The sequence below is a fragment of the Streptomyces sp. NPDC005811 genome (assembly GCF_040630405.1).
Classification (GTDB): Bacteria; Actinomycetota; Actinomycetes; order Streptomycetales; family Streptomycetaceae; genus Streptomyces.
Genome location: NZ_JBEXXK010000039.1, coordinates 77,758 through 99,760, shown reverse-complemented (window position 1 = coordinate 99,760; position 22,003 = coordinate 77,758). Strand labels below are relative to the sequence as shown.

Annotated in this window: 19 protein-coding genes; 8 read left to right on the top strand and 11 right to left on the bottom strand. The window is 73.4% G+C overall.

The annotated features are described in order from the left end of the window. Positions 1 to 44 precede the first annotated feature (44 nt). The 6 genes from ABZ490_RS34445 to ABZ490_RS34420 all read left to right on the top strand — a co-directional run bounded on the left by ABZ490_RS34445 (position 45) and on the right by ABZ490_RS34420 (position 4,580). Entirely contained in the window at positions 45 to 659 is a 615-nt protein-coding gene (locus tag ABZ490_RS34445) for an NAD(P)H-dependent oxidoreductase (protein ID WP_358999145.1), read from the top strand. Between the two features lie 33 nt (positions 660 to 692). Then, complete coding sequence (locus tag ABZ490_RS34440; RefSeq protein ID WP_358999142.1) at positions 693 to 1,085, top strand: DUF4440 domain-containing protein; 393 nt, start codon at positions 693 to 695, stop codon at positions 1,083 to 1,085. 103 nt (positions 1,086 to 1,188) lie between these two features. Beyond that, complete coding sequence (locus ABZ490_RS34435) at positions 1,189 to 1,836, top strand: NAD(P)H-dependent oxidoreductase (protein ID WP_358999139.1); 648 nt, start codon at positions 1,189 to 1,191, stop codon at positions 1,834 to 1,836. 172 nt (positions 1,837 to 2,008) lie between these two features. Beyond that, positions 2,009 to 3,637, top strand: coding sequence for an AMP-binding protein (locus ABZ490_RS34430; protein WP_358999136.1), 1,629 nt, complete (start codon positions 2,009 to 2,011; stop codon positions 3,635 to 3,637). A 42-nt stretch (positions 3,638 to 3,679) separates the two neighbouring features. Further along, positions 3,680 to 3,847, top strand: coding sequence for a hypothetical protein (locus ABZ490_RS34425; RefSeq protein WP_358999200.1), 168 nt, complete (start codon positions 3,680 to 3,682; stop codon positions 3,845 to 3,847). A 148-nt stretch (positions 3,848 to 3,995) separates the two neighbouring features. Further along, the gene (locus ABZ490_RS34420) at positions 3,996 to 4,580 is read left to right on the top strand and encodes an NAD(P)H-dependent oxidoreductase (RefSeq protein WP_358999133.1); all 585 of its coding nucleotides are present in this window, start codon (positions 3,996 to 3,998) and stop codon (positions 4,578 to 4,580) included. Between the two features lie 266 nt (positions 4,581 to 4,846). Here the strand turns inward: ABZ490_RS34420 and ABZ490_RS34415 are convergent, their stop codons facing one another. The 9 genes from ABZ490_RS34415 to ABZ490_RS34375 form a co-directional block, all read right to left on the bottom strand. Beyond that, positions 4,847 to 6,070, bottom strand: a complete 1,224-nt coding sequence (locus ABZ490_RS34415) for an FAD-dependent oxidoreductase (protein ID WP_358999131.1) — start codon at positions 6,068 to 6,070, stop codon at positions 4,847 to 4,849. After that, positions 6,067 to 7,467, bottom strand: coding sequence for an FAD-dependent oxidoreductase (locus tag ABZ490_RS34410; protein ID WP_358999128.1), 1,401 nt, complete (start codon positions 7,465 to 7,467; stop codon positions 6,067 to 6,069). Before ABZ490_RS34410 ends, ABZ490_RS34415 begins: the two co-directional genes overlap by 4 nt. Then, a complete protein-coding gene (locus ABZ490_RS34405; RefSeq protein ID WP_358999197.1) occupies positions 7,464 to 9,608 on the bottom strand; it encodes a molybdopterin oxidoreductase family protein in 2,145 nt (714 codons plus the stop codon). The genes ABZ490_RS34410 and ABZ490_RS34405 overlap by 4 nt, the downstream gene beginning before the upstream one ends. Before the next feature lie 22 nt (positions 9,609 to 9,630). Then, entirely contained in the window at positions 9,631 to 11,013 is a 1,383-nt protein-coding gene (locus ABZ490_RS34400; protein WP_358999124.1) for a nitrate/nitrite transporter, read from the bottom strand. A gap of 59 nt (positions 11,014 to 11,072) precedes the next feature. Beyond that, entirely contained in the window at positions 11,073 to 12,473 is a 1,401-nt protein-coding gene (pcaB, locus tag ABZ490_RS34395) for a 3-carboxy-cis,cis-muconate cycloisomerase (protein WP_358999121.1), read from the bottom strand. Continuing rightward, on the bottom strand, positions 12,470 to 14,449 hold the full coding sequence (locus tag ABZ490_RS34390) for an FAD/NAD(P)-binding protein (RefSeq protein WP_358999118.1): 1,980 nt from the start codon (positions 14,447 to 14,449) through the stop codon (positions 12,470 to 12,472). The genes pcaB and ABZ490_RS34390 overlap by 4 nt, the downstream gene beginning before the upstream one ends. Positions 14,450 to 14,616: 167 nt before the next feature. Beyond that, complete coding sequence (locus ABZ490_RS34385) at positions 14,617 to 16,179, bottom strand: class I adenylate-forming enzyme family protein (protein ID WP_358999115.1); 1,563 nt, start codon at positions 16,177 to 16,179, stop codon at positions 14,617 to 14,619. Positions 16,180 to 16,245: 66 nt separating this feature from the next. After that, a complete protein-coding gene (locus ABZ490_RS34380; RefSeq protein ID WP_358999112.1) occupies positions 16,246 to 16,809 on the bottom strand; it encodes an SRPBCC family protein in 564 nt (187 codons plus the stop codon). Positions 16,810 to 16,882: 73 nt separating this feature from the next. After that, positions 16,883 to 17,872 carry an NADPH:quinone reductase gene (locus ABZ490_RS34375; RefSeq protein ID WP_358999109.1) on the bottom strand — a complete coding sequence of 330 codons (990 nt, stop codon included), beginning with the start codon at positions 17,870 to 17,872 and terminating at the stop codon, positions 16,883 to 16,885. A 135-nt stretch (positions 17,873 to 18,007) separates the two neighbouring features. Here ABZ490_RS34375 and ABZ490_RS34370 point away from each other — a divergent pair, with 135 nt between their 5' ends. Together ABZ490_RS34370 and ABZ490_RS34365 are read left to right on the top strand one after the other, a co-directional pair. Continuing rightward, the gene (locus ABZ490_RS34370) at positions 18,008 to 18,448 is read left to right on the top strand and encodes a GNAT family N-acetyltransferase (protein ID WP_358999106.1); all 441 of its coding nucleotides are present in this window, start codon (positions 18,008 to 18,010) and stop codon (positions 18,446 to 18,448) included. A gap of 185 nt (positions 18,449 to 18,633) precedes the next feature. Then, entirely contained in the window at positions 18,634 to 19,023 is a 390-nt protein-coding gene (locus ABZ490_RS34365; protein ID WP_358999103.1) for a hypothetical protein, read from the top strand. Between the two features lie 462 nt (positions 19,024 to 19,485). Here ABZ490_RS34365 and ABZ490_RS34360 read toward each other — a convergent pair whose 3' ends face one another. Together ABZ490_RS34360 and ABZ490_RS34355 are read right to left on the bottom strand one after the other, a co-directional pair. Continuing rightward, a complete protein-coding gene (locus ABZ490_RS34360; RefSeq protein WP_358999100.1) occupies positions 19,486 to 20,715 on the bottom strand; it encodes an MFS transporter in 1,230 nt (409 codons plus the stop codon). After that, a complete protein-coding gene (locus tag ABZ490_RS34355; protein ID WP_358999097.1) occupies positions 20,708 to 22,003 on the bottom strand; it encodes an ATP-grasp domain-containing protein in 1,296 nt (431 codons plus the stop codon). Before ABZ490_RS34355 ends, ABZ490_RS34360 begins: the two co-directional genes overlap by 8 nt.

Here is a 22,003-nt window from a genome sequence, read left to right as displayed (position 1 = left end):
ACCGCCCTGTCCTCATCACCCGTACGCCCAGGGAGCACCCGACCATGACCAATGTCGCCGTCATCTACTACTCGTCCACCGGCTCCACCCACCAGCTCGCCCGGGCCGCCGCGGACGCCGCGGTCGCGGAGGGCGCCGAGGTGCGGCTGCGCCGGGTGCCCGAACTCGCCACCACCGGGCGGCCCGGCTCCACCGAGCACGCCGCCAGTGTGGCGGACATACCCGAGGCGACCCTGGACGACCTGGACTGGGCGGACGCCGTGCTGCTCGGCTCACCCGTCCACTTCGGGCTGGCCGCCCCGCCGTTGATGCAGTTCATCAACACGACCTCGCCGCTGTCGATCCAGGGCCGGCTCCTGAACAAGGCCGTCTCCGCCTTCGCCTCCGGCTCCGCCGAGCACGGCGGCCAGGTGACGACCATCCTCGCGCTGCACAACGCGATCTGCCACTGGGGCTCGGTCATCGTGGCCACCGGCTCGGCCGAGAAGGTGCTGTACGAGAAGAACAACGGCAACCCGTACGGCGCCAGCACCGTGGCCGGCAGCCGCGCCGGCTTCATCCACGAGGAGAACGTCGGCGCCGTCGCCTACCAGACCCGCCGCACCATCCAGGTCGCCGCCGCCCTCAAGGCCGTCGCGGACGTCCCGGCCGCCTGCTGACCCGGCCGGACGACAGGAACAGGAGGACACATCATGGCAGTCAGCGACCCCGCCCTGCTCCCCTCGACGTTCGTCGAGGCCTTCAACGCCAAGGACCTGGGCGCCATCGACCGGCTCTTCGAACCGCGGGCCGTGCGGGTACTGACGCCCGGCGTGGTGGTCACCGGCGACGACCGCCGCCGGGCGACCAGCAACTTCCTCGCCCTCGGCGTCCCGATCGGGATAAGCCTGCGCCACACGTACGTCTACGACGACACCGCCCTGCTGATCGGCGACTTCGTCATCGACGGCACCAGGCCCGACGGCGAGCACGTACACATCGAGGGCACCGCCACCGACGTCGCCCGCCGGGGCGCCGACGGCCTGTGGCGCTACATCATCGACAACCCGCCGGGAGTGGAGGTGGCCGCCGACCTGACGGACTAATCCTCCGCGTTGGCCGCCCGGTGCGTGCCGCGCGACCATGAAGACGCACCCAGCCGCCGGAAACGGCGTGAGCACACGACCCAATTGAGGGAGCAGCACGGCCATGACCAATGTCGCCATCGTTTACTACTCGGCCACCGGAAACATCCACAAGCTGGCTGTGGCCGCCGCTGAGGCGGCGGAGAAGGCCGGTGCAGAGGTGCGGCTGCGCCGGGTCGCGGAAATCACCGACGAACCTCTCGCGCCCAATTACACGGAATGGACCGCGGCCAGCGACGAACACCGGGCCGCCGCCCACGAGGTCGAGGTCGCGGCCATCGACGACCTCGACTGGGCGGACGCGGTCGTCTGGGGCACGCCGGGCCGCTACGGCCTGCTGGCCGGCCCGCTCAAGCACTTCATCGACCAGACCTTCGAACTGCACGCGCGGCGCGGCCTGATGAACAAGGCGATGTCCGCGTTCACCTCGACGGGTACCCCGCACGGCGGTCAGGAGTCCACGCTCCTGTCCCTGAGCAACGTCTTCTACCACTGGGGTGCCGTCATCGTGCCGCCCGGCGTCACCGACGACATCCTGCTCACGCCGAGCAACGGCAACCCGTACGGCGTCAGCGCGACCTCGGGCCTGCAGGCGATCCCGGGCCATCTCGCGCAGAACGTCACCGACGACAACCTCGCCGCCGTCGGCTACCAGACCGTCCGCACCCTCCGGGTGGCCGAGGCGCTCAAGCAGGGGCTGAAGGCTGTCTGAAGCCTTCCATGAAAGGGCCGGGCCGCGCTGCCGCGCGACCCGGCCGATTTCGTTTTTCCGCGCCGTGAGATGACGTATTGACCGGCCTTTTCTTTCCGGGGGCGGGATTGCGTGGGAGTTTATGAATGGTAATTCCCCTTTTCGTGTGTCGGTTCTCGGAGGAAGAGTCCTGATGTTCAAGGTGCCGAAGAGCAAGAAGTTCCTCTACCTCGGGGTCGTCTCCGAGCGTGCGGCCGAGAAGTTCGGCGACACCCCGATCACGCTCGACCACGACATGGACGCCTTCCCCGAGGCGGGCCGGAAGCTGACGGTGGCGGAGTTCGCCGGCCATGTGGCCGAGACCGCCAACCGGCTCTGGGCCGCGGGGGTGCGCCCCAGCGAACACGTCGCCGTGCACAAGACGTCCAGCTTCGACATCACCGTGCTGGCCTGCGCCGCGGCCCGGATCGGCGCGGTGCCGGCGATGCTCTCCCCGCACCTGGACGGCGAGACCGTCGGCAAGCTCCTCGAGCGGCTGGAGCGCCCCACCCTGCTCACCGACGAGGCCAAGCTGACCGGTTCGCTGGCCGGCCTGCCGCTCACCGGGCTGACCGCGCGGGTCGTCACCGTGGCCGGCTCCCACCCGGACGCTGTGCGCCTGGCGGACCTCGCGGGCGCGCCGGAGCGCCGCCCCGTGCTGCTCGCCCCCGACCAGCCCGCCCTGATGACGCACACCTCCGGAACCACGGGAGTCCCCAAGTTGGTGGTGCACTCGGCGCGTTCGCTGGGCGCCCGGGGCAACTGGCAGGACAGGGTGGTCTCCCTCATCCGCAAGCGGGAGACGGCCGCCATGCACGTGTCGTACGTGCACTCGCGGATGTACCTGGGCCTTGCCGTGCTGCAGATGCGCGGCATGCCGATGGTGTTCCTGAACGACGGCGATCCGGCGCACGTCGCCGACATGCTGGTCCGCCACCGTCCGGGCGTCCTGGAGACGCACCCCAACTCGTTCCTGGAGTGGGAGGCGATGCTGGACGACCCGCGCCGGCCCATCTCCAACGTCAAGTACTTCAACAGCACGTTCGACGCGATCCACCCGAGCACGATGCACAAGTTCCTGCACGCCTCGGACCGCCGTGCCCCGGTCTTCCTCCAGGTGTACGGCCAGAGCGAGTGCGGCCCGCTGGCCGCGCGCACCTACCGGCGCCGCAACGCCCTGAAGGCCGACGGCCGCTGTCAGGGCTACCCGACGCCCGGCATGACGAAGTACCGGCTGGTGTCCCGCAACGGTGCCAAGCCGTCCAAGGAGACCCCGGGCTACATCGACGTCGCCACGGCGGGCCGTGCGCTGACGTACTACGGCGAGCAGGAGCGCTTCGACAAGCAGGTCGTCGGCGAGTGGTGGCGCGGCGGTGACGTCGGATACCGCACCAAATGGGGCTGCCTGCACCTGCTCGACCGGGAGGTCGACGTCATCCCGGGCATCGAGTCCACGCTGGAGATCGAGGACGCCGTCCTGCGCAAGCTGGACGAGCTGACCGAACTGGTTGTCGTGCCCGGCCCCGACAAGCGGCCGGTGCCGGTGGTGTGCACGCGCGGGGACGAGCCGCTCGACATGGAGCGCTGGCAGGCCGCCGTCGCCGACTGGCCCGCCCTGTGCGCGCCGGTTCGGCGCCGGCTGTCCGAGCTGCCGCGCACGGCCACCGCGAAGATCCGGCGGCTGGAGCTGGCCCGGCAGCTGGCCGAGACCCTCACGCCGGGGGAGACCGGCGAGGAAACGGAGAACACGGCCGCGGAGCCGACCGGGGCCCACGTCGGCTGAACGGTCCGGCACGGCGGCCGGCCGAGCGAAGGGAGAGCACCCGTGACAGCGCATCAACGGACAGCCGAGGGGACGGTGCGGGGCGGCGGGCACGGCCCGCAACCCCCGGACCCGGGCTTCCTGGAAGTCTGGGCGAGATCCGCCCCGATCCGCCTGGCCGGCTACGAGGAGGACCTCGCCGAGCCGCACATCCTGCAGAGCATCGACTGACCCGCCCGCCTCCTGCCGGGTCCGCCCGTCCTGGCGGACCCGGCAGCGGCATGTCGTCGTATCGAAGAATCCGATACGACTTGGAAACCGGCGTGCGGGTTTGGTTTCCTGGTGGAAGGCCGAGGAAGACCGCAGTGAAAGGGCTGACATGTCGAGTGACCGCATCCGCGTGGCTGTGATCCTGTCGAGCGTACGCAGGGGCCGCTTCGGCCCGACCATCGCGAACTGGTTCGCCGGCACCGCCGACCAGCGCGACGACATCGAGGTCGACCTGGTCGACCTGGCGGACTACCCGCTGCCCACCGGGCTGAGCGACCAGCCGGAGCCCGACGTCGCCGAGCTGCTCGCCAGGTTCTCGGCGCGGCTGGCCGAGGCCGACGGCTTCGTGGTGGTGACGCCGGAGTACAACCACAGCTTCCCGGCGTCCCTGAAGGCCGCCGTGGACTGGACGCAGCACGAGTGGCACGCCAAGCCGGTCGGCTTCGTCGGTTACGGCGGCCTCGCCGGCGGTCTGCGCGCCGTCCAGCAGCTGAAGCACATCTTCACCGAGCTGCACGCCGTCCCGGTCCGCGACGCCGTCAGCTTCCACGGCCCCTGGTCGCAGTTCGACGCCGAGGGCAACCTGACCGAGCCCGCCGACGCGGAGGCCGCCGCCAAGGTCCTGTGGGACAAGCTGAGCTGGTGGGCGCTGGCCACGAAGGAGGCCAAGGCCCGCCGTCCCTACGACAACTGAGGACCCGTACCGACCAGGTACTCCCCGGGACAACCCCGCAGCGACGCCGCACCCGCCACCCCTGGGCCAGGGCATCTCCACGGGCCGCCCGGGCGCCGCACCCCACCCCTGGTGCCGCCCGGGACGCCACCGGACCACTCCGAACCGCGGCCCCGCGCACACCCCTCGTCGCGGGCCCGCGAGAAAAGACCCTGCCGGGCATCCGGTCTCCTCCGCACCCGGATGCCCGGCAGGGTCTCGGCGCGTGTGCGAGCCCGCCGAGCCCGCTAACGGCTACCGGGCGTGCCGTTCAGCAGCTCCTCGGGAGCCGCAGGCAGCCGGCGCCCCGTCAGTGTGCGGAGCACAGGGTACGCGTGCGTGCTGCCCGCCAGGACGCCGCCCAGGAGGGTGCGGGCGTCGGAGGCGAGCACCAGCTTGGCGTAGGTGCCGGTGCGGGGGTCGTCCCGGATGTATTCGATCGCGCCCCGGGTGCGGGCGTGGGCGTCGCCGAATCCGGCCACCTCGATGCCGAGGACCTTGAGCTTCGCGGAGGTGTCCGCTCCGGCGAAGGCTTCGGCCGGGGCGCCGAGCAGTTGCCGGGCCACGGTCTCGGCCATCCGGAAGCCGGGCGCCGCCAGCCCGTGGCAGCGTCCCGCGACCGCCGCGCACTCGCCGACCGCCCAGATCCGCTCGTCCGCGGTCCGGCACCACTCGTCCACCAGGAAGCCGCCCCGCTCACCGCGTTCGAGCCCGAGTACGGCGGCGAGTTCGTCGCGCGGGCGGACCCCCGCGGCGAAGACGACGAGCCCGGCGTCCAGTGACGTCCCGTCGGCCAGCTCGACCCGCTCCGCGCGGCCGTCCGCCCCCGCCCCGACCGCGCGCAGCATGGCCGAACAGTGCAGCCGCACGCCGAGCCCACCGATCGCCTCGGCCAGCACCCGGCCGCCGCCCTCGTCGATCTGCTGCGCCATCGGCCACGGGGCCGTCTCGACCACATGGGGGCGCATGCCCAGAAGCAGGAGGGCGTTGGCCGCTTCCAGGCCCAGCAGTCCGCCTCCGACCACCACCGCCGCACGGCCCGGGACGGCCGCCGCCCGGATCGCCTCGATGTCCTCCACCGTCCGGTACACGAAGCACCCCGGCAGGTCATGTCCGGGCACGGGCGGCACGAACGGCCGCGACCCGGTGGCCAGCACCAGCGCGCCGTAGCCGACCACGCTGCCGTCAGAGCAGGTCACCGTTCTCGCGCCGCGGTCGACCCCGGTCACCGTGGTGCGCAGGCGCAGATCGAGACGCGGGTCGCCGAGGAGGCCGGGGCCGGCCAGCGCGAGGTCGTCGGGGGTGGCGCCGTCCACCAGGGAGGACAGCGCCACCCGGTCGTACGCGGGCCGAGGTTCCTCGGCGAGCACGACGACGTGCCACTCGCCGTGCCGGTCCTGCCCGAGCACCTCCTCGACCAGGCGGTGGCCCGCCATGCCGTGGCCTGCCACGACCAGGTTGCGCGTCGTCACGGGGTTCCCCCTTCAGGAGCTTCGGCGGCCGCCAGCGTCGCGCACAGGTCGCGGACCACGGAGGTGCAGCTGCCGCACCCGGTGGTCGCCCGGGTCGCCCCGGCCAGTGCCGACGGGCCTTGCGCGCCGGAGTGCCAGGCGTCCGTGAGGGCCTTCCGGGTGACGTTGTTGCAGTGGCACACCACAGCCTCCTCCGGCAGCTGCCCGTCGCCCTCGTACTCGCCGTCGCCGCCGGTCAGCAGCGCCAGCAGATCGGAGGGCACCGGCGTGTCACGGACGTACAGCCGGCTCACGGCCGCCACGGCCGAGGCCGAGCCGATGACGATCCCCTCGTGGACCCGTCCGTCGCGCAGCACGAGGCGGGCGTAGCGGCCGCCCGCCCGGTCCAGCAGGGAGACGCTCGCGGCGGGGTCCGGCTCCGGGCGCGGCCCGGCCGCCGGCAGGACGAGAATGTCCTTGCCCGGTGTGTGCGGCCTGAGCACGCGCCGCCCAGGTGCGTACGGCGTCCTTCGCCCGGTGAGAATCCGGGCGAGCGCGTCCGCCTGTTCCCACGCCTGGAGCACCGTCCCACCGGGCGTGCCCGCGTGCTCGGCGCAGTCGCCGATCGCGTGGATGTGCGGGTCGCTCGTGCACAGCAGGGTGTCGACGACCACCCCCTCGCGCACTTCGAGACCGCTCGCCCGGGCCGGCCGGGTCTCCGGTTTCGTGCCCGTGCACAGCAGCACCGTGCCCGCCGCGAGGACCTGGCCGTCGTCCAGGACCACCTTGCCGGGCGTGTACCCGTCGGCACGGCGGCCGAGGTGCAGCGTGACACCCTGGTCGGCGAGCCAGTCGGCCAGCACCGAGGCAGCGGGCGCGTCCAGCTGACCGCCCATCAGCCGCGCGGCGGGATGGACGAGCGCCACCTCGTGCCCGGCCCGGCGCAGCGCCAGCGCCGACTCGACGCCGCGGACACCGCCGCCGAGGACCACGGCGGGCCCTTCGGACAGCGGACGGCAGTCGGTCGCGGTGCGCACCGCGCGCACGCCCTCGGCGAGCCGTCCGGGCGCGGAGACCAGGCCCGGCACCCTCGGCACGCGGGGCCGGGCGCCGGTGGCCAGCACCAGGACGTCGTACGGCAGTGTGCGGCCGTCGCTCAGCCGCACCGTGCGGCGGACCCGGTCGACGGCCCGCATCCGTACGCCGGTCAGCTGCGCCACGTCCGGGGGCAGCGCGGGAAGCGACAGCCGCCCGGAGTCGAGCCGGCCGTCGAGGACCGAGCCGAGCAGGGCGCGGTTGTAGGCGGGCCGAGGCTCGGCGCCGACCACCGTCACCTCGCCCGCGTACCCGAACTGCCGCAGCCGGGCGGCCAGCCGGTGCGCCGCGGGACCGCCGCCCGCGACGACGACGCCGCTCACGGTCCCTCACCCGTCGGGGTGACACGCACCGCGGTCACCTTGAACTCCGGCATACGGCTGCGCGGGTCGAGCGCATCGCCGGTGAACAGGTTGGCGCGGGCGGCGCCCGGAAAGTGGAACGGCACGAACACGGTGTCCGTGCGCACGGTACGGGTCAGCCGCACCCGCGCCCGGACGGCGCCGTACACCGAGCCGACGTCGGCGAACCCGCCGTCGGCAAGGCCCAGTCGGAGGGCGGTGTCCGGATGCACCTCGACGACCGCCTCCGGCGCGGCGGCGACCAGCTCGGGCACCCGGCGGGTCTGCGCGCCCGACTGGTACTGGGCCAGCATCCGCCCCGTCGTCCCGTACAGCGGGAACGCGCCGTCGGGTTCCCCGGCGGCGGCCCGATGCTCCACGGCCGCGAACCGGGCCCGGCCGTCGGGGTGTGCGAACCGGTCGAGGAAGGGGCGGGGAGTTCCCGGGTGATGGCTGCCGAGGCTGCCGGCGGTGTCCTGGTCGTTTTCGCCCTGACCGCCTTGGCCGCCCTCCATCGGACACGGCCAGTGCAGGGCCTCGCCCGCGTCCAGCCGTGCGTAGCTGATGCCGGAGTAGTCGGCCGGGCCGCCGGCCGAGGCGCGCCGGAGTTCGTCGAAGACCTCTCGAGGGCGGGTGGAGAAGCGGTCGGCGGGCTGGCCGAGACGGGTGGCCAGGGCGTGCAGGACCTCCAGGTCGGTGCGGACACCCAGCGGCGGGGTCAGATGGGCGCGGCGGCGCAGCACCCTGCCCTCCAGGCTGGTCAGCGTGCCCTCCTCCTCGGCCCACTGGGCCACCGGCAGCACCACGTCGGCCAGGGCCACGGTCTCCGACGGCACGAAGTCGGCGACCACCAGCAGGTCGAGGGCGCCCAGGCGTTCGGTGATGTGCGCGGCCCGGGGTGCGGAGACGACCGGGTTGGAGCCGAAGACCAGCAGGGCCCGCGAGCCTTTGTCGCGGCCGAGCGCGTCCAGCAGCTCGTACGCGCTGCGGCCGGGCCCCGGCAGGGCGTCCGCGTCGACGCCCCACACGGACGCCACGTGCGCGCGGGCCGCCGGATCGGTGAGGGAGCGGTAGCCGGGCAGCTGGTCGGCCTTCTGGCCCATCTCCCGGCCGCCCTGCCCGTTGCCCTGCCCGGTCAGTGTGCCGAAGCCGCTGCCCTCGCGGCCCGGCAGGCCGAGCGCGAGGGCCAGGTTGATGAACGCGGCGACCGTGTCGGACCCCTTGCTGTGCTGCTCCGCGCCCCGGCCGGTCAGGACGTAGGCGCGGCGGGCGTCGCCGAGCATCCGGACCGCCGCGCGCAGGTCGGCCGCCGGGACGCCGGTGACCTCCTCGACCCGCTCCGGCCACCAGGCCACGCAGTGCTCCCACGCCGTGTCGAAACCGCCGGTGCGCTCGGCGACGTACTCCTTGTCGACCAGGCCCTCGGTGACGGCCAGATGCAGCAGGCCCAGCGCCAGGGCGAGGTCGGTGCCGGGCACCGGCTGCAGGTGCAGCGCGGCCTGCTGGGCCGTGCGGGTGCGCCGCGGGTCGACGACGACCAGCTCCGCGCCCGCCAGGTGCCGCATCAGCGGCGGCATCGTCTCCGCCGGGTTGGCCCCGGCCAGCAGGATCACGTCGGCCTCGTCCAGATCGGTGACCGGGAACGGCAGCCCGCGGTCGAGCCCGAAGGCTGCCGTGGCCGCCGCTGCCGCCGAGGACATGCAGAACCGGCCGTTGTAGTCGATCTGGCTCGTGCCCAGCGCCACCCGCGCGAACTTGCCGAGCGTGTACGCCTTCTCGTTGGTCAGACCACCGCCGCCGAACACCGCGACCGCGTCGGCGCCGTACTCCTCCCGGATCCGGGTCAGCCGCCCGGCCACCAGGTCGAGCGCCTCGTCCCATCCGGTCGGCTCGAGCTCGCCGTCGGCCCCGCGCACCAGGGGAGTCAGCAGCCGGTCGGGAGCGGCGAGCACGGCGGGTGCCGTCCACCCCTTCTGACACAGCCCGCCCCGGTTGACCGGGAAGTCGGCCGAGGGCCGCACGGCCACCACGGTGCGCTCGCCCGACAGCACGGTGGAACACTGCAGCGCGCAGTACGGGCAGTGGGTGGTGCTCTCTCGCGTGCCGCCCCGTGCGGCGGACACGGCCCGCACCGGGCTGTCCCGTTCAGCCGACACGGGAGGTCCGTACCTGCTCGCCGGCGGACCCGGGAGCCGTCTTGCGCCCGCCCCGCAGGTACACCGCCCGGATCACCGCGGCGCACAGCGCGTAGTAGGCGAGGAAGGCGTAGAACGCGGGCTCGCCGGTTCCCAGCCGGCCGTAGGCCGAGCGGAAGGCGAGGTTGATGGCGACACCGCCCAGCGCGCCCATCGCGCCGGCGATGCCGATGACGGCCCCGGACAGCCGGCGGGAGCGGGCGAAGGCGGCGGTCGCGTCGTGGCCGGAGGTGACGGCGTCCTCCGCCTGCCGGGCGAAGATCGCCGGGATCATCTTGTACGTCGAGCCGTTGCCGATGCCGCTCATCACGAACAGCGAGATGAACCCGGCCAGGAACAACGGGAACGAGTCGTTGCGGGTGGCCGTCAGCAGCACGCCGATCCCGGCCGCCATCCCGGCGAACGCCCACAGCGTCACCCGCGCCCCGCCGCACCGGTCGGCGATCCTGCCGCCGAGCGGGCGGGCCACCGAGCCGAGCAGCGGCCCGAGGAAGGTGAACGAGGCGGCCTGGAGCGGCGTGGACCCGAACTGGCTCTGCAGGACGAGCCCGAAGGCGAACCCGAAGCCGATGAACGAGCCGAAGGTGCCGACGTACAGCAGCGAGATCAACCAGGTGTGGGCACTCGCGGCGGCCTCGCGCTGCGCGCCCCGCTCGGTGCGCAGCACCGTCACGTTGTCCATGCGCAGCGCGGCCAGCACCGCCACAAGCGCGGACAGCGGCAGGTAGAACGCGGCGACGTACGCCGGATGCGTGTCCCCGACAGTGGAGATCACCAGCAGGCCGAGCAGCTGGACCACGGCGACGCCCAGGTTCCCGCCGCCCGCGTTCAGCCCGAGGGCCCACCCCTGGTGCCGCTGCGGGTAGAAGGCGGTGATGTTCGTCATCGAGGAGGCGAAGTTGCCGCCGCCCGCCCCGGCCGTGGCGCCGATCAGCAGGAACACCCACAGCGGGGTGCCCGGCCGCTGCACGAACCAGACCGTCGCGGCGGCCGGGACGAGCAGCACCAGCGAGGCGAACACGGTCCAGTTGCGGCCCCCGAACAGGGTCACCGCGTAGCTGTACGGCAGCCTCAGCAGCGCGCCCACCAGCGTGGGCACCACCACCATGAGGAACTTCTCGTCGGGGGCGAAGCCCAGTCCGATCCTGGGCGACATGAACAGCACCAGCACCGACCACATGCTCCACACGGAGAAGCCGACGTGCTCGGAGAGCACGGACAGCACCAGGTTGCGCCGGGCGACGCGCCGGCCGCCGCCCCGCTCCCACAGGTCCTCGTCGTCGGGGTCCCAGTTCTCGATCCACCGCCCTCGCGCGGTGCGTGCGCTGGTCATCTTCTCCTCTTCTCCTCGGCTTTCTGGCGGGGTAACCGCGGGGACGTGGGTGCGCCGGTTCAGTGCCGCAGCGCGCGGTCGACCAGGGCGGCCGCGGCGCCGGTGTAGGCGGCCGGGTCGCACAACTCGGCCAGGCCGGGGGTGAGTCCGGACGGCAGGTGCGGCAGGTCGTCCAGTACCTCGGCCAGCGGGCGGCCGGTGTCGGCCGCCGTCCGCGCCGCCTCGGTCGCCAGACTCCTGGCCCCGGCCCTGCCGAGCAGCGGGGCGAGCTGCGCGGCGATGCGCTCCGACACCGTCCCACCGCCCGTCGACTCCAGGTTGGCCCGTATCCGTTCGGGCCTGACCTGAAGGCCCTCGGCCAGCTCCACCGCGGTGTGGGCCGCCCCGCCGGCCAGCCGCAGGCACTCGCGCAACAGCTGCCACTCCGCGTGCCAGGCGCCGGCGGACCGCTCGTCCTCCGAGACCAGGCACTGGACGAGCGCGCCGGCCAGCGCAGGCACTTGCAGGGCCGCGCTGCGCATCAGCGTGGCGAGGACCGGGTTGCGCTTGTGCGGCATGGCGGAGGAGCTGCCCCGGCCGACCCCGCCGGGCTCCGCGACCTCGCCGACCTCGGTACGGGCCAGCGACTGCACATCGACGGCGATCTTGCCGAGCGCACCGGCCGTGAAGGCCAGCGCGGACGCCAGGTCGGCGACCGGCGTGCGCAGCGCGTGCCAGGGCAGCACGGGGCGGGCGAGGCCGGTCTCGGCGGCGTACGCGTCGACCAGCCGGTCCAGGTAGTCGCCGGGTTCGGGCCGCCGGCCGTCGTCGCCGACGACCGCGTACTCCAGGTAGCCGGCCAGTGTGCCGGCGGCCCCGCCGAGCGAGACGGGCAGCCCGCCCTCGTGGACCCGGGCCAGCCGGGCCTCCGCGTCCAGGACCAGCTGCCGCCAGCCGGCCGCCCGCAGCCCGAACGTCGTCGGGACGGCGTGCAGGGCGAGCGTACGGGCGACGGCCGGGGTGGCCCGGTGCCGGGCGGCGAGACCGGCCAGCGCCCCGGCGGTGCGCCGCAGGTCGGCCCGGACGGTTCCGAGCACCCGGTGGGCGACCAGCATGGTGCCGGTGTCCAGGACGTCCTGGCTGGTGGAGCCCCGGTGCACGAACTCGGCGGCTTGCGCGTCCTGCCCGGCCACCACCCCGGTGAACGCCTTCACGAGGCCGACCACCGGGTTCGCGGTCTCCCGTGCGGCGAGCGCGAGTGCCCGTACATCGAGGAGGTCCGCCCGCGCCATCCGGGTGATGGTCTCGGCGGCCTCCCGGGGCAGCGTGCCGAGCGAGGCCTGCGCCCGGGCCAGGGCGGCCTCGGCGTCCAGCATGGCCTGCAGCCACGCCCGGTCGCCGGTGGCCGCCTCGACGGCGGTGCCGGCCCGCACCGGCGACAGCAGTCCGACGTCCGCGAGGTCGTCGGGCGGCGAGGTCATACGATCACCCCGGGCAGTTCGCCCTCGGCGTCCACCGGCCGCACGCCGACGGGCACATGGGCCACCGGCGGCAGCGCCAGCACCGAGCGGGCGATCGCGTCGGAGTCGCCGAGGGTCACCGAGTCCACGCCGGGCCGGATGCCGGCCGCGGTCACCCAGTGCACCGACTCCGTGGGCACGCCGTAGGCGAAGCGCCGCGGGTGGGCGCGGCCCCGGCCGTCGAGCAGCCGGTACGGGCGCTCGGTGACGGCGAGTCCGCCGGTCTCGTAGCTGGTGCCACCCGCACCCGCGATCCGGTACGGCGTCGCCTGGTCGGTGTCGAGCAGGTGCTGCAGCAGCGGGTCGTCGGTGCGGCGCAGGTCCGGCTCGGGCAGGCGGGCCTCGATGAGGGCCGTCGCCCGCACCGGCTCGCCCGGCACGGCCGTCGATGCCGCTACGTACACCTGGGCCGTGGTGTCGATGCGGACCTGGGTGCCCGGGCCGGTCGGCGTCAGCACGCCCGCCTCGATCAGGGCGATCATCTCCTCGATGCGGGAGGCCGGCGGACCGATCGACAGGAACGCGTTGAGCGGGGTGTACCAGCCCTCCAGATCGTCGCGGTGCGAGTTGCCGTCCAGGCCGCCGTGATCGACCGCGAGCCGGATCTCGTTGCGCAGATCGCGCAGAACGTCCAGGGCGGCCTTGAGCGGACCGCTGACGTTGCCCTTGCGGGACTCCTCCACATCGTGCCGCAGATGGCCGAGCAGCCAGCCGGTGAACTCCTCCCGGTCGGCGAACTCCCGCTGCCCGTAAGGCCGGGACAGACGCTCCCAGTCCCAGCGCTGCCCGGCCGGGACGCCGTACACGTCGAGCAGGGCGGCCGGGTCGGCGTCCGGCTCCAGCGCGAGGAACCGCTCGGTCAACTCCTCCCGGCGCTCCCCGTCGCCGCGCTCGGTGAGCAGGGCGCCGTAGTAGACGGACTCCACCTCGCGCGAGATCAGCGGCCACAGGTCGGTGCTGAAGGAGACGGGGACGCCGGTGGCGGAGCGCTCGCGCAGCGTCGCGATGTACTCGGCGGTCAGCAGGCGGGGGAAGTAGCGGCCGGTGGCGCCCTTCTCGTTCTCGCCGCGCGCGTGGTACGGCACGCCCCGCCGGGAGAAGGCGTACAGCTTCGGCTCCCGGCCCGAGGGGCGGTAGACCAGCCCGCCGCCCGGCGCGCGTTCGAATCGGCCGCCGCGGCCCAGCGTGAACAGGGCCATGTGGTCGAAGAAGTTGAGACCGAGACCGCGTACGAGGACGTTCTGCCCCGGGCGGATGCCGGTCAGGTCGAGGTCGGCCGGGTTGGCCGGGGTGACGTAGGTGAGGTGGTGGATGCGCGACAGGCTCGCGGTGCGGGCCTCGCGGGCGGACAGCCGGGCCGGGACGTGGCCCTGGGCCATGATCACGGCGTCCAGCGCGTTCAGCCGGGTGCCGTTCTCCAGGCGGATGCCCTGCGGGCCGCCGGGCACGCCGTGGGTGTCGGCGGCGGCGACGGCGCGCGAGCGGTGCGTGCGGACCTCGACGTGGGCGGGGGCGGACCGGACGATGCGTTCGAAGCAGTTCTGCAGATAGCGGCCGTAGAAGGCGCGCGTGGGGTAGGAGTCGGGGCCCAGGCGCCGGGCCTCGTCGAGGACGGCGGTGCCGAACTCGGCCGGGTCGCCGAGCAGGGCCAGGCTCCGGGCCCACTCGTAGAGGCTGGGTCCGGGCTCGATGGGGCCGTCGATCCGGGCGCTGTCGTCGGTGAACACGGTGATCTGCGAGGCGACGGTGTTCATCAGCAGATGCTGGGACTGCCCGGTGCGCCACACCGTGCCGGCGCCGGGTGCCGAGGGGTCGACGACGTGGACCGTCACCGCGCTGTGCCGGGGCGCGTGGCGCTCGTTGGCCAGCAGCCGTTCCAGCACCGACAGCCCGCGAGGGCCGGCACCAATGACGCAGACCTCGAGGGTGCTGCTCATGCGGATACTCCGTTTCTGGGCAGGGTGGCGTCGGCGGTGGGGGAAGGAGGGCCGGCCGCCGGGCCGTGGACGGGGATGCACAGGGGGCGGGGCCGCTCCCGTGTGTGGGCGGGTGCGGGTGCGGGTGCGGCCCCGGCTCCGGTGGGTCTGCGAACGCGGGAGGGCGGTTACTCGCCGGCGGCCAGGAGACGGGCCAGTTCCAGGCGCTTGATCTTGGTGGTGGCGGTCTGGGGGAGGTCCTCCATGCGCCACTGGACCGGGTCGGCCAGGGCCGGCAGGTCGACGACCGCTGTTTTCCAGGCGAGTTCGTCCAGGGGGGCGTCGTCGCGGGTGCACACGACCGGTACCGCGCGGCCGTCCGGACCGGGGATGATGATGACCTCGACCAGCGCGGGCAGGCGGGTGAAGAGCTTGTCCTCGATCTCCAGGGTGGACTGCACGCCGGGGATCTCGTCGACCTCGCGGTCCAGCAGATGCAGACAGCCCCACCTGGTGCGGTAGCCGAGGTCTCCCATCCGCCACCAGCCGTCGTGGACCTGCTTCTGCCAGCGCTGGTGCTCGCCGAGGTAGGTGACGATCCTGCCGTCGCTCCTGACCTCGATGAACCCCGGGTTCTCCTTGCTGACCGGAGCCCCGTTGCGGCTGACCACCCGCACCCCGGTCATGCCCGGGAAGGGCATGCCGACGCAGCGGCCGTTGAAGTCGGCGCCGTCCTCGAGGGAGTAGGTGCGGGCCGCGATCGGACCGACCTCGCTCTGCCCGTAGGCCTGGGCGAAGCGGCGCCCCGTGCGGCGGGAGGCCTTGAGCAGGGTGTTGACGGTGCGCGGGTGGATGGCGTCGAAGGTGCTGGAGAAGTACTTCACGTTCGCCAGCGGCCCCCGCGGGTCGTCGGCCAGCACCTCCCAGCGCAGGAACGTGTTGGGGTGGGCCTCGATGAACCCGGGCGGCACCTGGCTGAACAGGTTGCCCACGGTCTCCGGGTCGTCGTCCCGCAGGACGATCAGCGGATGGCCTTGCAGGATCGAGATGGGCATCGCCGTGAACAGCCGCGAGTGCACGAACGACACATGAACGGCGATGGGCTCGCTGCGGCGCACGGCGGCGCGGACGACGGTGGCCTGCGGCCGGTAGCGGGCCTGGAAGCTCATGCCGGTGTGCACGGCCAGCTTCGGGGTGCCCGTCGTGCCGGAGGTGTGGGTGATGAGCGTGGGGTGGTCGATGGGCATGGCCACCGCCGGGACGCGCTCGACGCCGGCCAGCGAGGCGAACGAGGTCGCTCCCTCGTGCTCGCCGGAGGTCAGCAGCACCCTGCGGGACAGGCCGAAGACCTCGGCGGGCAGATGGTGTTCGAGCTTGTCCCGGTCGGTGAGCAGGAACGGCTGCCCCACCCGGCGCAGCAGCTCAGCGACCGTCGCGCCGTCCAGTTTCGGCGACAGCAGCACCGGGACGGCTCCGGTGCGGGCGATGGCGCAGGCGAGCAGGGAGATGTCGAAGCCGTCGCTCTTGTGCACCACGACGTGGTCCCCGGGCCGTACCTTGACGGACCACAGCCGGGAGGCGAAGTCGTCCACCAGGTCGGCCAGTTCGGTCAGCGTCATGCGCCGGCCGAGATGGGGTGCGATGTCCAGGTCGTGGTCCAGAATCACGAGATTCGCCGGATGCCGGGCCGCCGCTCGGTCGAAGAGCGTGCCCAGCCGAATTCCTTTGCTGCCTATTCGCTGGAGAAACATATGACCGATCTCTCGTCCATGGCTGCGGATTCCTGAAGGGAGGTGTCGGATTACTCGGCCGATTCCTCAGCTCGCGCAGCTCTCGATGACGGCCTTGATACGGGCCAGGGTGTCGTCCAGGTCCTGCTCGAGCTTCGCCGTCCATTCGGAGACGAACCGCTTGCGGGCGTCCTCGTCGAGATCGGCGACGATCTTGTGGATGCCGGCGGTGGCCTTGCCCATCCGGAAGTGGTGGACCAGCCAGGAGGTGCCGTCGCCCGCGTCCTCGACGTCGAAGCCCCAGATCGACTCCTGGTCCTCACGGGCGTGGGTGAGCATCATCCAGCGGAAGGTCCGGCCGGGCTCGGCGGCCACCACACGGGCCTCGGTGTACCAGGTGCCGCGCACCAGCGGCGCCCAGCCGACCACGTCCTCGCTGCGCAGGTTCTCACCGCGGAAGACCGAGCCGGCCGCGGAGGGCTCGCCCTCGATCCATTCGCCCCCCATGCACTCGGGGCTCCACTCCTTGCTGCGGGTCAGGTCGCTGACCACGGAGTAGATCTCCGCCGGGCTCGCGGCGACGCGAATTCGGGCGTTGATTTCGAAGAGTGGCGAATTTTTGATGACGGTTTCGTTGTCGGTGATTGTCATGGCGGTAATTCTGCTGATTGCGGGATGCTGCGGGCAATGAATCCGGTCGGGGTCCGTCAAGTCGAATTGCTTGCTATTCCTTTTTTGGGGGCCGTACGCGCAGTACGAGCTTGCCGCGCACCTTTCCCTCCTCCAGGAGGCGGTGCGCCTCGGCGGCCTCGGCGAGCGGCAGCACCTCGGTGGCCCGCGGGCGCAGCCGGCCAGCCGCCAGCAGCCCGTTGATGCCGCGGGCGGCGTCGGCGAGCTGGGCGGTGTCGGCGTGCGAGATGGCGAAGCCCCGCACGGAACGGTCCATCAGGTACAGCGCCCCCACGGGCAGCACCGGGCGGGTGTGCAGCCCGGCCAGCAGCACGATCCGGCCCCGGCTCGCCAGCAGGTCCACGGCGGGCTCCAGGTCGTTGCGGCCGGAGGTGTCGACATGGACGTCCACGCCGTCCGGAGCGGCGGCGCGGATCTGCCCGGCGACGTCGGCGGAGCGGTAGTCGACGACATGGTCGGCGCCCAGGGACCGTACGTACGGCTCGTCGCGGGCGGAGGCGACGGCGATCACCCGGGCGCCCGCCCGGCTCGCCATCACGACGGCCGCGCTGCCCACGTTGCCGCCCGCGCCGAGTACGGCGACGGTCTCGCCGGCGCGCAGCCGGCCGTGGGTGAACAGCGCCAGGTGCGCGGTCGCGGCCGGGTGGGCGAGGGCGACCGCGTCCACCGGGTCCACCCCGTCGGGCAGGCGGTAGAGCCGGTCCACGGGCACCACCGCCTGCTCGGCGGCGGCGCCCTGCCGGCCGTCGTGGCCCAGGCTGTTGCACCACACCCGGTCACCGACCCGGAAGCCGGTCGCGCCGGGTCCGGCCGCGGCGACCGTGCCGACCAGGTCGCGGCCGATGACGAAGGGGAACCGGAGCGGGGTGCGCCAGACACCCGAACGGACGAAGGTGTCCACATGGTTGACGGCGCTCACCTCGACATCGACCAACACGTCGTGCGGGCCGGGCACGGGCGGCGGCAGCTCGCCGTGGCGGATGACGTCGGGGGAGCCGAACTGGGTTGTGTAAGCGGCACGCATGGTCGCCGAGTCTGGCAGCGCCCCGGCGCCGCACGGCAGATCCTGTGCCGATCGCGGGCCACGGTCCGTCAGGTCGCCGACCCGTGTGTCAACTCAAGTTCAATGCAAGGCAGTTGCGCGCCTACGCTGCCTGTCGTGTCCCTCACTCCGACCGACGTGGCACCCGGCGACCGCCGGATGTCCGCGCACATACGACCGCTGCTGCTGGCGCTGAGGCCGGCACTCACCGAGGCGGACTTCGACCGGTTCGCCGTCGAGGCGCATGCGCAGGGCCTGACCTTCACCGCCGCCTACGACACCCACGGGCACTGCGTCGCGGTGGCCACACACCGGGTCCTGGCGACCAGCCGGGGCCGGATCCTCTTCGTCGACGACCTCGTCACCGACGCCACCTGCCGCTCGGCCGGCATCGGCACGACCCTGGTCGCCCACCTCACCGAACGAGCCCGCGCGGCTGGCTGCGTACGCGTCGAGCTCGACTCCGGCACCACCAACCTCGCCGCCCACCGCTTCTACCACGCCCGCCGGATGACCGTCTCGGCGCTGCATTTCACACTGAACGTCGGGACCGACTGACGGCGAGGACGGCCATGGCATCGCTCGGACGTCCTCCTCCCTGACGGACGACGGCGGCTTGGCCGGGCCTTGGTCAGGGCTTGGCCGTTGCCGTCGAGCGTGGGTGCGCGCCGTGTTCGCGGCGCTCGCGCCGCAGGCATGTGTGCTCGGCGCGGTCGGTACGACGAGGAAGTGAAAGCCACCCCATGTCCGACACCACCCTTGCCCGAAGCGGGCAGGACGCCACGGTCACCGAACTGCTCGTGAAGCTGACGGCCGCCCTGGCCCAGGAGCTGGCCGCCGGAACCTGGCGCCCCGGCCCGCTGGAGCGGAGCCTCGCCCGCCGGCTGCTGATCGCCTCGGCGGGGGATCACGAACTGACCGCGGACCGCGTTCGCGACGTGCTCCGGGAGGGCGCGGTGGCCGTGTTCTACGTCGGCGGGGGCCGGTTCGCGGCCCTGCTCGGACAGCTGGCCGCCGTGGCCGAAGCACCCGAGGCGGACGCCACGGACGCCGGGGCCGGAGCGCGCTCGCTGCTGGAGCGGATCGCGCACGAGGAGAACGAGGAAGGGGAACACGACCGCGACCACCGCTGAACCCGCCCCCGTCCCCGTCGACTTCTGGTTCGATCCGGTGTGCCCCTGGGCGTACATGGCCTCCCGTCGGCTGCCGACCGACGGGTGGCGACCGGTCCGGGGCGTGACCGCCGCCCGGCAGAAGTACGGCGACGAGGTCACCGGCCCGCTCCGCGCCGCACTCGGCGACCGCATCCACCGCCAGGGCTCGGTGCGACCCGGGAGGCGGTCCTCGCCCGGAGGCCGGCACCCCGGTGATCGCCCTGCCCGGCCCCGACGGCACGTCTCCGGCCTTCTCCGGTCCGGTCGTCACCCCGCGCCGCGCGGCGGTGCGGCACCCGACCTGTGAGACGGCCTGGTGCCGCCGGCCTCCACCCGGGGCCGCCACGAACTCGAACGCTCCCGCCGGGGCCCGGGGCTCTGCGACCCCGTCAGGGTCGTGCCGCCGACCGCAGGCACGGCCCCTCGCACGGAGCGTGCCGCTCAGATCGCGGCAGCCGTACGGGGCTCCTGTTCCTCCCGCCGGACCCGGGCCGGTGGCCCGGGGACGCGCAGGGCGAGCAGGCCGAGGATCGCGAAGAAGGCCGCCCAGCCCGTCCAGCCGGCCCAATCCCAGCCGACGCTGGTGCTGATCAGCGGCGGGCCCACGACCGTCGTCACCCCGAACCCCAGATTGAGCGCCGCCAGATGGCTGGTCTTCTGGCCCTCGGGGATGTGCTGCAGTGCCGCTCCGGTGGTGCCCGCGGTGATCAGCAGCTCGCCCAGCGACAGCAGCAGCGCCGCGACCACCACGACCCCGAAGGCGAACCCTCCCGAGCCCAGCGCCGTCAGCGGCACCACCAGCGCGCCGAGCCCGGCCAGCAGACCCCCGCCGCACATCAGCGCCCGGGCCCGCGTCGGCCGCTCCGAGCCCTTGCTCAGCCGTACCTGCAACGCCACGACGACCGCCGTGTTCAGCAACTGGATCAGCGTCACGGTCCACGACGGGGCCTGGGTCCGCTGCACGATCCACAGCGGCATCCCGATGCCCAGCAGCAGCGCCGACAGCGTGAACGCCCCGTAGAGCGCGGTGATGGCGAGGAAGGCGCGGTTGCGCAGGATACGGGCGCGCCCGCCCCGCCGGCCGGGGGCGGCGGCCGAAGCGGGGAAGCCGCGGCAGACCACCGCACAGCACAGGAACAGCGCCGCGGAGGCCACCAGCACCGCCCGGTACGCCCACTCCTCGCCGACGGCGATCGCGGCGCCCGCGGGCAGCGCACCGGCCGCCAGGCCGGCGTTGCGCAGGGTCCGCAGCCGCGCCAGCGTGCCCACGGCCTGCTCGTCGCGTACCCGGCTGATCAGCCCGGACTCGATCAGCGGGCCGATGCCCCGGCTGAGCACCCCCGCCACCGCCGCCGCGACCAGCGCCTGCCCGAAGGTGGCGACCGACGCGAGCGCCAGGAAGGCCGCGCAACGGATCGCGAACAGCACGCCCAGCACCACCCGGAGGCCGAACCGTTCCGCCGCCCGCGCGATGGGCATGGCACCCAGCAGCGACGCCACGCCCGAGGTGCTGAGCACGAGGCCGATCTGCTGATTCGTCAGACCGGTCGCCCGGTGGAGGAAGAGCACCGACGACGACAGGTACATCCCGAGGCCGAGGGCGTCGCACAGGCCCACCACGTAGAACCGGCGGGGCGGGGCCGTACGGGGCACGGTGTCGTGATCAGTCACGGTCCGCCCCTGACGGCGCGTCGAGTCCCGGCACCAGCCGGATGGCCAGGGCCCGCTCCACCCGCCGGGTGACGGCGCGGGCGGCGGCCCGGTCGGGGGCGTCCACCATGAAGCTGGCCAGGTGCAGGGTGCCCTTGCGGCTGACCCGCTGGCCGGGCCCGAAACGGGGCGAGACGTAGACGAGTTCGGGGAAGGCGCGCAGCAGCTCCGCGACCGGGGTCTGGTCGGCCACCCGCCAGTTGCCGGCCGGGATCGGCAGGAACCGCAGCAGCGCGACCCGGGTGAACTCCGGCAGCCGGGTCGGCGGCAGGCCGAGCGCGCTGCGGCCGGTCTCGGCGGCGTAGTCCCACCCGGCCGCCACCTCGAACATGGTGGGCAGCGGCCCGCCGGCCCGCGCGTTGACCTCGATGACGCGCGGGCCGTCGGGCGTCAGCGCGATCTCGGTGTGCACCGCGCCGCAGGTCAGCCCGATCGCCCGGATCGCCCGGTCGGCCAGGTCCACGACGGCCGCCCGCGTCGCGCCGTCCGGCCTGCCGGGCAGTACGACGCCCTCCTCGGCATAGCCGTGCTCCAGCGGCAGCCGGTCGGAGACCGCCAGATGGTGGGCGGTGCCGTCGGCCAGGAGCGACTCCACGCTGCAGTAGGACGCGTAGCCGCTGTCGCCGTCCGTCTCGAGCGCCATCCGCTGCTCCAGCAGATACGCCTCGTCCGACTGCAGGAACGGTGTCTTCTCGGCGCGCGCGCTGCCGAAGGCGTGGATCAGCTCCGCGTAGGTGGACACCAGCCGGACGCTCTGGCTGCCCGCGCCCAGGGAGGGCTTGAACACCCCCGGCAGCCCGACCCGGGCGGCGGCCGCCGCCAGGTCCCGCTCGCTGGTGATCACCTCGAACTCGGGGGAGGGCACGCCGTGTTCGGCGAAGACCAGGCGCTGGCGGGCCTTGGACTGGGCGACGGCCACCGCCTCGGGCGGGTTGCCGGGCAGCCCCAGCCGGTCGGCGATCTCGGCCTGCGGGCGCAGCAGCAGTTCCGAGTACGTCACCACGCCGTCGAGCGGCAGTCGGCCGTGCAGGGCGAGGGCGGCCTCGACCGCGGTGTCCAGGTCCGGGGCGTCCAGGAACTCGCCGCCGAGGCCGCGCTGTTCCCAGCCTGCCCGGACCTGCCCGGAAGGGCGCCAGGCGGTGACGTACACGACGCTGACGGTGTCGGTGACGGTGGCCAGCGATGCGAGGGCCTGGTCAGGGGCGTGTCCGCCGATCCCGGCGAGGAGGAGAAGATGGGGGGTACCCAT